Source organism: Mycobacterium sp. 5-140-3-2, from assembly GCF_035666375.1.
In the GTDB taxonomy this organism is placed as follows: domain Bacteria; phylum Actinomycetota; class Actinomycetes; order Mycobacteriales; family Mycobacteriaceae; genus Mycobacterium; species Mycobacterium intracellulare.
The window spans coordinates 426,081-438,398 of record NZ_CP142025.1; the positions used below are offsets into that span (position 1 = coordinate 426,081).

10 protein-coding genes and 1 tRNA gene are annotated in these 12,318 nt (G+C 70.5%); 6 read left to right on the forward strand and 5 right to left on the reverse strand.

The genetic code is table 11. The features are described 5' to 3' along the window. The first annotated feature begins 50 nt into the window (after nt 1–50). The 3 genes from cspA to topA all read left to right on the forward strand — a co-directional run bounded on the left by cspA (nt 51) and on the right by topA (nt 4,044). Nucleotides 51–254 carry a cold shock protein CspA gene (cspA, locus tag P6281_RS02145; protein WP_007772268.1) on the forward strand — a complete coding sequence of 68 codons (204 nt, stop codon included), beginning with the start codon at nt 51–53 and terminating at the stop codon, nt 252–254. A gap of 170 nt (nt 255–424) precedes the next feature. Then, a complete protein-coding gene (locus P6281_RS02150; RefSeq protein WP_008263431.1) occupies nt 425–1,015 on the forward strand; it encodes a hypothetical protein in 591 nt (196 codons plus the stop codon). 203 nt (nt 1,016–1,218) lie between these two features. Then, a complete protein-coding gene (gene topA / locus P6281_RS02155; RefSeq protein ID WP_324738599.1) occupies nt 1,219–4,044 on the forward strand; it encodes a type I DNA topoisomerase in 2,826 nt (941 codons plus the stop codon). On the opposite strand, the gene P6281_RS02160 is transcribed toward topA, so the two are convergent. Then, a complete protein-coding gene (locus P6281_RS02160; protein ID WP_029385090.1) occupies nt 4,041–5,702 on the reverse strand; it encodes an adenylate/guanylate cyclase domain-containing protein in 1,662 nt (553 codons plus the stop codon). The two genes, topA and P6281_RS02160, sit on opposite strands and share 4 nt — an antisense overlap. A 98-nt stretch (nt 5,703–5,800) precedes the next feature. On the opposite strand from P6281_RS02160, the gene P6281_RS02165 reads away from it, so the two are divergent. Then, the gene (locus P6281_RS02165; RefSeq protein WP_085981096.1) at nt 5,801–7,033 is read left to right on the forward strand and encodes a DNA polymerase III subunit delta'; all 1,233 of its coding nucleotides are present in this window, start codon (nt 5,801–5,803) and stop codon (nt 7,031–7,033) included. Nucleotides 7,034–7,089: 56 nt separating this feature from the next. Beyond that, nucleotides 7,090–7,165 (forward strand) — tRNA-Thr (locus P6281_RS02170). 11 nt (nt 7,166–7,176) lie between these two features. On the opposite strand, the gene P6281_RS02175 is transcribed toward P6281_RS02170, so the two are convergent. Then, the gene (locus P6281_RS02175) at nt 7,177–8,994 is read right to left on the reverse strand and encodes a hypothetical protein (protein ID WP_324738600.1); all 1,818 of its coding nucleotides are present in this window, start codon (nt 8,992–8,994) and stop codon (nt 7,177–7,179) included. Between P6281_RS02175 and P6281_RS02180 the strand changes: the two genes are divergently transcribed. After that, nucleotides 8,960–9,904 (forward strand): NAD-dependent epimerase/dehydratase family protein, encoded by a 945-nt coding sequence (locus P6281_RS02180; protein WP_009953615.1) that lies wholly within the window; start codon nt 8,960–8,962, stop codon nt 9,902–9,904. The two genes, P6281_RS02175 and P6281_RS02180, sit on opposite strands and share 35 nt — an antisense overlap. Here the strand turns inward: P6281_RS02180 and P6281_RS02185 are convergent. From P6281_RS02185 to P6281_RS02195, 3 genes are read right to left on the reverse strand one after another with little or no spacing between them, the layout of a single operon-like run. Continuing rightward, nucleotides 9,901–10,242 (reverse strand): DUF2304 domain-containing protein, encoded by a 342-nt coding sequence (locus P6281_RS02185; RefSeq protein ID WP_009953616.1) that lies wholly within the window; start codon nt 10,240–10,242, stop codon nt 9,901–9,903. The two genes, P6281_RS02180 and P6281_RS02185, sit on opposite strands and share 4 nt — an antisense overlap. After that, a complete protein-coding gene (locus P6281_RS02190; RefSeq protein WP_009953617.1) occupies nt 10,239–10,937 on the reverse strand; it encodes a glycosyltransferase family 2 protein in 699 nt (232 codons plus the stop codon). The genes P6281_RS02185 and P6281_RS02190 overlap by 4 nt, the downstream gene beginning before the upstream one ends. Nucleotides 10,938–10,972: 35 nt before the next feature. Continuing rightward, nucleotides 10,973–12,223: a hypothetical protein gene (locus P6281_RS02195; RefSeq protein WP_014378966.1), complete on the reverse strand. Its 1,251-nt coding sequence runs from the start codon at nt 12,221–12,223 to the stop codon at nt 10,973–10,975. Between the last annotated feature and the right edge of the window lie 95 nt (nt 12,224–12,318).

Here is a 12,318-nt window from a genome sequence, read left to right on the forward strand (position 1 = left end):
GGCATCGAAAGGCGATGCCCCGCACCCAGAAGAAAAGGAAAGATCGAGAGATGCCACAGGGAACTGTGAAGTGGTTCAACGCGGAGAAGGGCTTCGGGTTCATTGCCCCCGAAGACGGCTCCGCGGATGTGTTTGTCCACTACACGGAGATCCAGGGTTCGGGCTTCCGCACCCTCGAAGAGAACCAGAAGGTCGAGTTCGAAATCGGCCACAGCCCGAAGGGCCCCCAGGCCACCGGAGTCCGCTCCCTGTAGGGAAGAGCAGACCTAACGGACACCCCCCGTGCAGCCCCGCCCAGCGGGCCCAGCCGGGGGGTTTCCTTTTTCTATCGGTTCTATCGGTTCTATCGGTTTCTATCGGCACGGCGCCGCCGCGCCGGTTGCCTCAAGACGCGGATGGGCGAGAGGGCCTACTGTCGGATGGCGTGAGCCAGCTTTCCTTCTTTACCGCGGAGTCGGTGCCGCCCGCGGTCGCCGATCTTTCGGGGGTGCTGGCGGCGTCCGGGCAGATCGTCACCGTCGGCGGTGCGGAGGCCCAGGGCGCTCGGCTTTCGGTGGTCGTGGACGCGCCCTGGCGGGCCGCCGCGCTGGCGGACATGATCCGCGAGGCCGGTCTGGCCGCCGAGATCGGCCGGACCGACGAAGACACCCCGCTGGTGCGGACGGCGGTGGACCCGTCGTTGAGCACGCTGGCAGCCGAATGGACGCGCGGCGCGGTCAAGACCGTGCCGCCGCGCTGGCTGCCCGGACCGCGCGAGCTGCGGGCGTGGACGCTGGCGGCCGGCAACCCCGAGGGCGAGCACTACCTGCTGGCGCTGGACCCCCACGCGCCCGACACCCACTCGCCGCTGGCGTCGGCGTTGATGCGCGTCGGGATCGCGCCCACGCTGATCGGCACCCGCGGCGGCCGGCCGGCGCTGCGCATCAGCGGCCGCCGCAGGCTATCGCGCCTGGTAGAGAACGTGGGGGAGCCGCCCGACGGCGCCGAGGCGCTGTCCCGGTGGCCGCGGGTCTAGCCACCGGACGACGCGCGAATTCGCGCCGCGTTCTCGAGCGTCGGTTTGCGTAGGCCCGCCCGAGGGTGCGAAATTGTCAGGTGCCGCAGGGCGAAGGAACGGTCGCGTACCTGAATTTCACCGGAATTTTCGAAGCCGACCTGTCATTCTTCCTGCAGGTGGTCTCGCAGGGGGGACCAATCAGGGATGGAGCGTAAGGGCAGTTGGCTGACCCGAAACTGAAGGACAGCGCCGGCGGCGGCAACGGAAGCCGACGGCGACTCGTGATTGTCGAGTCGCCCACCAAGGCGCGCAAACTGGCCGGGTACCTGGGCTCCAGCTACATCGTCGAGTCGTCGCGCGGCCACATCCGCGACCTGCCCCGGGCCGCCGCCGACGTGCCCGCCAAGTACAAGTCGGAGCCGTGGGCCAGGCTGGGCGTGAACGTCGACCACGACTTCGAACCGCTCTACATCATCAGCCCGGAGAAGAAGAGCACCGTCACCGAGCTCAAGGGCCTGCTCAAGGACGTCGACGAGCTCTATCTCGCCACGGATGGCGACCGCGAGGGCGAAGCCATCGCCTGGCACCTGCTGGAGACCCTCAAGCCCAACATCCCGGTCAAGCGGATGGTGTTCCACGAGATCACCGAGCCGGCGATCCTGGAGGCCGCCGAAAATCCCCGCGACCTCGACATCGATCTCGTCGACGCGCAGGAGACCCGCCGGATCCTGGACCGCCTGTACGGCTACGAGGTCAGCCCGGTGCTGTGGAAGAAGGTCGCGCCCAAGCTGTCGGCGGGCCGGGTCCAGTCGGTGGCCACCCGGATCATCGTGCAGCGCGAGCGCGACCGCATGGCGTTTCGCAGCGCGTCCTACTGGGACATCGTGGCCCAGCTCGACGCCAGCGTGTCCGACCCGCAGGCGTCGCCGCCCACCTTCTCCGCCCGGCTGACCAACGTCGACGGCCTGCGCGTCGCCACCGGACGCGACTTCGACTCGCTGGGACAGCTGCGCAAGGCCGACGAGGTCACCATCCTCGACGAACCAAGCGCGACCGAGTTGGCCGCCGGGCTGCGCGGCGCCCAGCTGTCCGTCGCCTCGGTCGAGGAGAAGCCCTACACGCGCCGGCCGTACGCGCCGTTCATGACGTCGACGCTGCAGCAGGAGGCCGGCCGCAAGCTGCGGTTCTCCTCCGAGCGCACCATGAGCATCGCCCAGCGGCTCTACGAAAACGGCTACATCACCTATATGCGTACCGACTCGACCACGCTGTCGCAGTCGGCGATCAACGCCGCCCGCAACCAGGCGCGTCAGCTCTACGGCGAGGAGTACGTCTCGCCGTCCCCGCGGCAGTACACCCGCAAGGTGAAGAACGCCCAGGAGGCGCACGAGGCGATCCGGCCCGCCGGCGAGACCTTCGCCACCCCGGACGCAGTGCGACGCGAACTCGATGGCGACGAATTCCGGCTCTACGAGCTGATCTGGCAACGCACGGTGGCCTCGCAGATGGCCGACGCGCGCGGCACCACGCTGAGCCTGCGGATCGGGGGCCGCTCCGGCGAGCGTCAAGTGGTGTTCTCCGCCAGCGGTCGCACCATCACGTTCCCCGGCTTCCTGAAGGCCTACGTGGAGACGGTGGACGAGTTGGCCGGCGGCGAGGCCGACGACGCCGAGAGCCGGCTGCCGCAGCTCACCCAGGGCCAGCGGCTGGACGCCATCGAACTCACGCCCGACGGCCACGCCACCAACCCGCCGGCCCGCTACACCGAGGCGTCGTTGGTCAAGGCGCTCGAGGAACTGGGCATCGGCCGCCCGTCGACCTATTCGTCCATCATCAAGACCATCCAGGACCGTGGCTACGTGCACAAGAAGGGCAGCGCCCTGGTGCCCTCCTGGGTCGCGTTCGCCGTAACCGGTTTGCTGGAGCAGCATTTCGGCCGGCTGGTCGACTACGACTTCACCGCCGCGATGGAGGACGAGCTCGACGCGATCGCCTCGGGCCAGGAGCGGCGCACCGACTGGCTCAACAACTTCTACTTCGGCGGCGAGCACGGGGTGGCCGATTCGGTGGCCCGGTCCGGCGGCCTGAAGAAGCTCGTCGGCGTTAACCTGGAAGGCATCGACGCCCGAGAAGTCAACTCCATCAAGCTCTTTGACGACGAGCAGGGCCGTCCCGTCTACGTCCGGGTGGGCAAGAACGGGCCGTACCTGGAGCGCATGGTGACCGGCGACCCCGATGATCCCAGCGGCGAGCCGAAGCCGCAGCGGGCCAACCTCAACGACTCGCTGACCCCCGACGAATTGACCCTCGAGCTGGCCGAGCAGCTGTTCGCCACGCCGCAGGAGGGACGGGTGCTGGGCGTGGACCCGGCGACGGGCCACGAAATCGTCGCCAAGGACGGCAGATACGGCCCGTACGTGGCCGAGGTCCTGCCGGAGCCGCCACCCGGCGACGACGACGGCGGCGCCGCACCCGCGAAGAAGGGCAAGAAGCCCACCGGTCCCAAACCCCGCACCGGGTCGCTGCTGCGCACCATGGATTTGCAGACGGTCACGCTCGAGGACGCGCTGCGGCTGCTGTCGCTGCCCCGGGTGGTCGGTGTCGACCCCGAATCCGGCGAGGAGATCACCGCGCAGAACGGCCGCTACGGCCCATACCTGAAGCGCGGCACCGATTCTCGCTCGCTGGCCACCGAGGAGCAGATGTTCGACATCACCCTCGAGGAAGCGTTGAAGATCTACGCCGAGCCCAAACGCCGCGGCCGCCAGGGCGCCGCCGCGCCGCCGCTGCGTGAGCTGGGCGCCGACCCCGCGACCGGCAAGCCGATGGTGATCAAGGACGGCCGGTTCGGGCCGTACGTCACCGACGGCGAGACCAACGCGAGCCTGCGCAAGGGCGACGACGTGCTGTCGATCACCGACGAGCGGGCCGCCGACCTGCTGGCCGACCGCCGGGCCCGCGGCCCGGCGAAGCGTCCCGCCAAGAAGGCCGCCCGCAAGTCACCGGCCAAGAAGTCGGCTGCCAAGAAGACCGCCAAGCGCAGCTAGCCGCGCGCGTCGCTGGAAACCTCTTGCGGCGCAACCTCTTCCGGGGCGGCCAGCTTCACCGGCCGGGCCAGCTGGGTGGGCGCCCTGCGGCCGCGCAGCTCGACCACCTCGCCGACATCCCAGCACAGGGCCTCGGCATCCAGCGCGCCGCTGACGGCGATCGCCGACGCGAGCACGTGGCCGGGCTCGAGCTTGGCCAGCTCGGTCAGCCGGGCGGCCTCGTTGACCGGGTCGCCGATCACGGTGTACTCGAAGCGGGCCTGCGCGCCGATGTGGCCGGCGATGGCCCGCCCGGACGACACCCCGATGCCGAACTCCGCCGAACCGATCACCGGGAGCAGCTCGTCGTGCAATTCCCGGGCGGCGGCCAGCGCCCCGCCCGGTGAGTCGGGGTGCTCGATCGGCGCGCCGAAGATGGCCAGCGCGGCGTCGCCCTGGAACTTGTTGACGAAACCGCCGTGGCGGCCAACGGTTTCCACCACTACCCGGAAGAACTCGTTGAGCAGGTGGACCACCTCGGCGGGCGGGCGGGTCGAGGCCAGCTGGGTGGAGCCGACCAGGTCCACGAACAGCACCGCGACGTCGCGCTCCTGCCCACCCAGCTCGGTGCCACGCTCCAGCGCCCGGCGGGCGACGTCCTCCCCGACGTAGCGGCCGAACAGGTCGCGCAGCCGCTGCCGCTCGGACAGGTCGCGCACCATGTCGTTGAAGCCCGCCTGCAGCAGGCCGAGCTCGCTGGCGTCGTAGATCTGCATGTGCGCGTTGTAGTTTCCGCGCTGCACCTCGCTCAAGGCCCAGCGCAGCTGGCGCAGCGGGTCGGCGATCGACATGGCCACCAGCAGGGTGCTGATCAGCCCGACGCCCAGCGCGGTCAGCGCCAGCAACAGGATGGGGTTGAACAGGCTCTCCGGTGCGGCGTGCAGCAGCGAGGCCTTGTCCGCCACCACGGCCAGCACGATCGCCATCAGCGGCACCGCCGTGGACAGCATCCAGGTCAGGATCTGGCGCAGGATGACGCCGGGCGCCTTGACGTTCTCCGGGACCCCGCTGCGCAGGGCGGCGACCGCGACCGGCCGCAACACCCGTTCGGATTGCAGGTAGCCGATGATCGCGGTGGCCGCGGCGCCCAGCGCGGTGGCGACCGAGACGACGGGCGCCGCGAACTTGGCCACCGACCAGCTGGCCACGATGAACACCACGCCGCCGATGCACCAGTACGCGACCGTGCTCAGGGTGCGGTAGTACGGCATGCGCAGCGCGCGGCTGCGGGCGAGTTCGGTGGCGACCGGATCGGTCTCGGCGAGCATGTTGTCGCGGCGCTGCCAGCGGAAGACCGGCATCAGCAGCTTGAGGTTGACCACCACGCCGACGAGGAACAGGACGACCAACGAGCTCGAGAAGATCGCCAGGTTGAGCGTCGGCAGGTCCTGCAATTCGATGCGATCCTGCGGCGGCAACCCGTAGCGCAGGAAGCCGAGCACGAACAGCGCGCCGATGATGTCGGCCTGCAACATGCTCAGCGCGAACAGCGGCCACGGGGTGCGCACCACCCACCGGACGAATGCGCTGATCCGCCCCGGTAGTGCCGCCGCCGTAGTCACCAACCCACCGTATCGGGCGGCGGCGACGTCCCGGAAACTTAATAACCATCTCGGCAGGTCGCGCGGGGGGCCCCGACGACCGCAAAGATCACGGAATGGTCGCGGTACGGTAGCCGATCGGTATCTGTCGGCCTGGCTGTCTACTGTTACCGATGATGTCCGGGGTGTTTGCGCGGCTGGTAGGCCAAGACGCGGTGACGGCCGAGCTGCTCGCCGCCGCCAGAGCCTCCCGCGGTGACCCAGCCCACAGCGAGGCGGGCGCCGGGACTATGACACATGCCTGGCTGATCACCGGTCCGCCCGGCTCGGGGCGCTCGGTGGCCGCGCTGTGCTTCGCGGCCGCGCTGCAATGCACCTCCACCGTCGAAGACGGGGGCCCGGGCTGCGGGCGCTGCCACGCGTGCACGACGACCATGGCCGGCACGCACTCCGACGTGCGCCGGGTGATCCCCGAGGGCCTGTCCATCGGCGTCGACGAGATGCGCGCGATCGTGCAGATCGCGTCGCGGCGCCCGGCCACCGGGCATCGCCAGATCGTGGTGATCGAAGACGCCGACCGGTTGACCGAGGGCGCCGCCAACGCGCTGCTGAAGGTCGTCGAGGAGCCGCCGCCGTCGACGGTGTTCCTGCTGTGCGCGCCGTCGGTGGATCCCGAGGACATCGCCATCACGCTGCGGTCGCGGTGCCGGCACGTGGCGCTGGTGACGCCGTCGACCGAGGCGATCGCCCGGGTGCTGGTGGACAGCGACGGCCTGAGTCCCGAAACCGCGGACTGGGCGGCGTCGGTCAGCGGCGGCCACGTGGGCCGGGCGCGCCGGCTGGCCACCGACCCGGAGGCCCGCGCGCGCCGGGAGCGGGCGCTGGGACTGGTACGCGACGCCGCGACCCCGTCGCGGGCCTACGCCGCCGCCGAGGAGTTGGTGGCCGCGGCCGAGGCCGAGGCGGTGGTGCTGACCGCGGACCGCGCCGAGGCCGAGACCGAGGAGCTGCGCACGGCCCTCGGCGCCGGCGGGACCGGCAAGGGCACCGCGGGCGCGATGCGCGGCGCGGCCGGGGCGATCAAAGACCTTGAGCGGCGGCAGAAGTCGCGCCAGACGCGGGCCTCGCGCGACGCGCTGGACCGGGCGCTGATCGACCTGGCGACCTATTTCCGGGATGCGCTCCTGGCCGCCGCGAACGGCGGGGCGGTGCGGGCCAACCATCCGGACATGGCCGAGAAGGTCGCGGCGCTGGCCGCGCATGCCCCGCCCGACCGGCTGCTGCGCTGCATCGAGGCGGTTCTCGAGTGCCGCGAGGCGCTGGCGATCAACGTCAAGCCGAAGTTCGCCGTCGACGCCATGGTCGCCACGATCGGCCAGCAACTGCGCGCCCAGGAACCGCGCGACTGATTTCGTGGTGCCCGCCCGCCTGCCGTAGACTCGTGCCGCCCGGCGTGTGGGCACCAGCCGCCTTAGCTCAGTCGGTAGAGCGATTCACTCGTAATGAATAGGTCAGGAGTTCGATTCTCCTAGGCGGCTCCATTTCTTCCCGGTCAGGCCGGGGCCAGAAAACCCACCGGACCCGACGCGATGCACAACGCCAGCGCGGCGGTGTTGGCCCGCACGGTGATCGCGTCCCCGGCGCCCGGCAGGCGCGCGAAGACCCGGTTGAGTCCGGGATGCACCGGCACTTTGACCTCGGGCCCCTGCGTCATCGACAGCGTCATCGACCCGTCGCTGTTGGCCAGGTAGTTCAGCTCGACGGTCCAGTCGGCGGGCAACAGCGGTCCGTCGAGGGCCAGGCGCGCGGGTTTGTCCGGCTGCGCGAAATAGCCGCATCGCGGCATCGGTCCCGGCGCGATGGTGCGGACCCAGGTCACCCGCGCCTTGATCAGGTGGCCGGAGCTGTCCAGCATGCGCAATTGCGTTGTGGCGGGCGCGAATTCGGGCCTGTCGCGCAGCAGGGCGAACATGTGGCTGGCCAGATTCTCCGGTGCGGCCACCCGTTGCAGCACCAGCGGATCGACCTCCTGGTCCAGCAGCGGCGCGTCGGAGGCGGCATGGGCCGCGGCCAGCGACGCCTGGGCGTTGCGCAGATAGGGCTGGGCCGGGTTGTCGCGCCAGCTGGTCAAGAACGTGGCCGTCGAGTACAGGCTGCTGACCGTGAACAACGCCGCCAAACCCGCGGTTACCGCGGCGCGTTTCGGCGACGCGTCGAGCCAGCCCGGGCCGGCCGGGCGGTTCGGGGCGCACAGCGCGACGGCGGCCAGCAGCGCCAGCACGACGACGAGATCCGGGAAATACCGCAGCGTCTGGGCGAGCTCCAGCGCGGTCTGCTTCGACGAGCGCATCAGATAGATGGGCACCTGGCAGGCCACGGCGTAGCCGGCGGCGGTCGCCCACACCGGCCCGATGCGCCGCTTGCGCGCCAGCGACACCGCCAGCGCACCGCCCAGCGCCACCCAGCCGAGCGCCATCACCGACGGCGGGGGCGTGGCCCACGGCGAGGCCGGCGCCCATCGGTCCCAGTGCCAGGGGCCGCCGGCCAGCCCCGGCACGATGCCGTGCGTGATCGATCGCGCCAGCAGCCGCCCCGTCATCGACAGGTCGGAACTCCACCGCCGCTGATTGACCACGGCCAGGTAGAGCACCACCCAGGCGGCGGTGAGCGCCAGCGCCGCGACCCATAACCGCGCGCCGGCCCGCCACACCGCCGCCAGCGCCGATCCCAGCCCCCCGTCACCGGTCACGTGGCGCAGCAGCGCGGCGACCGCGAACGCGACGAACGGGATCACCGCGGCCTTTTCGAAGAACAGCAGCCCGCCGAAGTAGACCAGCACCCCGGTGACCGCGTAGCGCCGGTTGCCGGTGCGCACCAGCAGGACGGCGTCGGCGCACACCCAGGCCAGCGCCGCCAGCATCGGCAGCGAGTTCAGCGCCGCCGCCCACCAGGCGAACCCGGGCACGCCGAGCGGGGTGAACAACGCGAACGTCAACGGGATCAGCAACACCGGTCGCCAGCCCAAGATCACGTGCAGCGCGCGCAGCAACGCCAGCGACGCCAGCAGCTGCAGCGCCACCAGGCTGACCGCCGGCCAGGTCCAGTCCAGCGGCGCCAGCCGGATGATGGTGCCCGCGAGCAGGAATGCCGCCGGCATGACGTGGCCGTCGTGATCGTGGAACAGGTACGACGGCGCGAGCAGGTTATGCGTGCCGGCCTTGCCGATCAGAATCAGGTCGTCCCAATAGAAATAGCCCCCGAACGCCAGCGCCGCGCGGACCGCCAGCTGCACCGCGATGAGCGCCGCGGCCGCCGCCGCTATGTATGGTGGGCCGGTGCGTGCACTGGTTACCGGGGCAGCCGGATTCATCGGCTCGACGCTAGTCGACCGCCTGTTGGGCGACGGCCACACGGTCGTGGGGCTGGACAACTTCGCGTCCGGCCGCGCGAGCAACCTCGAGCACCTGGCCGACAACCCGGCACACGTCTTCGTCGAGGCCGACATCGTGACCGCGGATCTGGAGGCCATCCTCGACGAGCACCGCCCGGAGGTGGTGTTTCACCTCGCCGCCCAGATCGACGTGCGGCACTCGGTGGCCGACCCGCAGTTCGACGCCTCGGTCAACGTGATCGGCACGGTGCGCCTGGCCGAGGCCGCGCGCCGGGCGGGGGTGCGCAAGGTCGTGCACACCTCCTCGGGCGGCTCGATCTACGGCGTCCCGCCGCGGTACCCGACGCCCGAGACGGTGCCGACCGATCCGGCTTCGCCGTATGCCGCCGGGAAGGTGGCCGGCGAGATCTACCTGAACACCTTCCGCCACCTCTACGGCCTGGACTGCTCACACATCGCGCCGGCCAATGTCTACGGCCCCCGCCAGGACCCGCACGGGGAGGCCGGCGTGGTGGCCATCTTCGCCCAGGCGCTGTTATCGGGTAAGCCCACCAAGGTTTTCGGTGACGGCGGCAACACTCGCGACTACGTTTTCGTCGACGACGTGGTGGACGCGTTCGTCAAGGCGTCCGGGGACGCCGGCGGCGGGCGGCGTTTCAACATCGGCACCGGCGTCGAAACCTCGGACCGGCAACTGCATACGGCGGTGGCCGCGGCCGTCGGGGGGCCCGACGACCCGGAGTTCGCGCCGCCCAGGCTCGGTGACCTCAAGCGATCCTGCCTCGACATCGGTTCGGCCGCAGAGGTTTTGGGTTGGCGACCGAAGGTCGAGCTGACCGAGGGTGTGCGCCGCACGGTGGATTACTTCCGGCGGACGCACGCCGGCTAGCTAGCCTCGGGCGCCTGCGCGGAATCCAACGCGATCGCCCGGGCCAGCCGCGCGTAGCGCAACTCCAAGTCCTTGAACCGCATGTAGGTGCTGAGCGTGGTGAAACAGAAGGCCATGACCAGCGCGTACAGCATCAGGTCGGTGCCGCGGCGCACCCCGAACCACTGCGCCACGACGGTGGTGTCGTCGGGCCGCAGCACGGCGTAGATGCCGGCCAGCACGAACACCACATAGCCGACCTTGACCCAGGCCCGGGACCGCGCGTTGCGGCGCGACCGCAGCAGATAGACCAACAGCGCGACGATCGATCCGATCAGCAGCACCTGGATCCAGTTCATGGTGTCCTCCCTCGCAGGAACCCGTCGAAGATGATGTTGACGCCGTTGAGCAGCGGCTGCCCCTTCGACTTCGAGTATTCGGTGTAGAGCACCTCGACCGGTTCTTCGGCGACGCGCCAATGGTTTTCGTCGATCAGCATGATGAACTCGTTGGCGTGGCTCATGCCGCTCATCGTGATGTCCAGCCCGTCGGCGACCTTCTTGTTGAACACCCGGAGGCCGTTGTTGGTGTCGGTCAGCCCGAGCCGGCGACCGCGCCGGCTCAACCGCGCTGCCGTCTGCAGCACGATCCGTTTCAGCAGCGGCGGCCGCGCGACCTGCTGGGTGCCGAACCGGGTCCCGATGACCACGTCGACGTCCCCGACGCGCAGCCGGTCGACCATGGCGGCGAGGTCCTTGACGCGATGCTGGCCGTCGGCGTCGAACGTGGCGAAAACCTCGGCCCCGGGCTGCTTGCGGGCGTACTCGACGCCGGTCTGGATGGCCGCCCCCTGCCCGAGGTTGATGGGATGGCGAACCAGGTGAGCGCCCGCGCGCCGGGCGATCTCACCGGTGCCGTCGGCGCTGCCGTCGTCCACGCAGACGACGTGGTCGAATACCGAGCGCACGTCGGCTATCACCTCGGCGATGACAGCTGCTTCGTTGAAGGCGGGAATGACGACCCAGACGACCGAATATTGCGTTTCCGTACCCATCTAAGCCCACAAGGTACACGCTGGTGCAGGCCAGATCAGCCCGTTGCGCGTCCGGCGCGCGACAGCGCCACTAGATGGACACCGATGCCCACCAGCGGCCCGCACAGCAATCCGACCACGGTTCGGGTCTGCAGGGACAGCGGCAGCAACAGCAGCAAACCCGACGCGACCGTGGCGCCGACCCAGCCCAGCGAGTAGGCGCGGTGCAGCGCGGCGGCCACCGCGGCGGCGCCGGTCAGCGTCAGCATGGCGATCGCCACCGCGGCCGCGGTCAGCCACGCCAGCAGGGCGCTGCTGGCGTGGTACTGCGGCCCGAAGGCGAATCGCAACAGCCACGGGCCCACGGCGCCCGCGGCCAGCACCCCGACCGCGCCGATGCCCGCGACGATGCCGGCCGGGGCGATCAGCGCGCGCACCCGGTCGCTGCGCTCGTCGACGAAATGCGCAATCAGGTTGCCCTGCATGGCCGTCAGTGGCACCAGCAGCGGCGCGCGGGTCAACGTGACGGCCAGGATGATCACCCCGCCCTCGGCGCCGAGCTCGGCGCTGGTGAGCTTCAGCAGCACGGGAAAACCCATCACCAGGATGGCGCTGGCGCCGGCCGCGGTGATCGAATGCGCCGCGCCCCGCAGGAAGGTCGCGGTGCCGCCCGGGGTGAGCAGCCGCGCGGCCGCGCGGGTGGCCGGCGAGGCCACCAGCAGGATCAGCCAGGCGATCGCGCCGCCGACCGTCGCCCACAGGAAGCCGGTCAGATGCCAGCCCAGCACCACGGTGGCCGCCGCGATCGCGACGCGGATGACCGCGTCGGTCACCATCAGCGCCCCGTACTGGGTCCACTGATTGATGCCGGCCAGCATGCCCAGCAGCGTGGTGTGCACGCAGAAGCCGGCCAGCCCCGCGCACAGCAGCGCCACCGACAACCAGCGCTCCTCGACGAAAACCCGACCGCTCCACAGCGGCGCGGTCCCCGCGATCACGACGGCCGCGGCGACCCCGAGCAGCGCGCCGACCCGCAGCGGGTGGGTGCGCTTGGTCGGCGCGACGTCGAGGTAGGCGCACGCGCGGACCTCGCGGGTGGTCTCTTGGAGCAGCCCGAAGGCGGCGCCGCTGACCAACCCGAAGGCCCCCCAGAAGACCCCGAACACCGAGAAGCCGCTGGGCGCGAGGTCGCGGGCCGCCAGGTAGATCACGCCGTAGCCGCACAGGGCGGTCACGGCGGTGGCGGTGCCGACGCGGGCCATGCTGCCGCGCGCCACCGGCCCCTGCGAGGCGCTGATTTCGGTCATCGGGGCAGCGCTTTCAGCGGACCGCACCGATGTATCGCCACAATTTGAAAATAGTAAGTGTCCGCACCGCTCGCCCGGCGCGGCGCTCGGGTTCG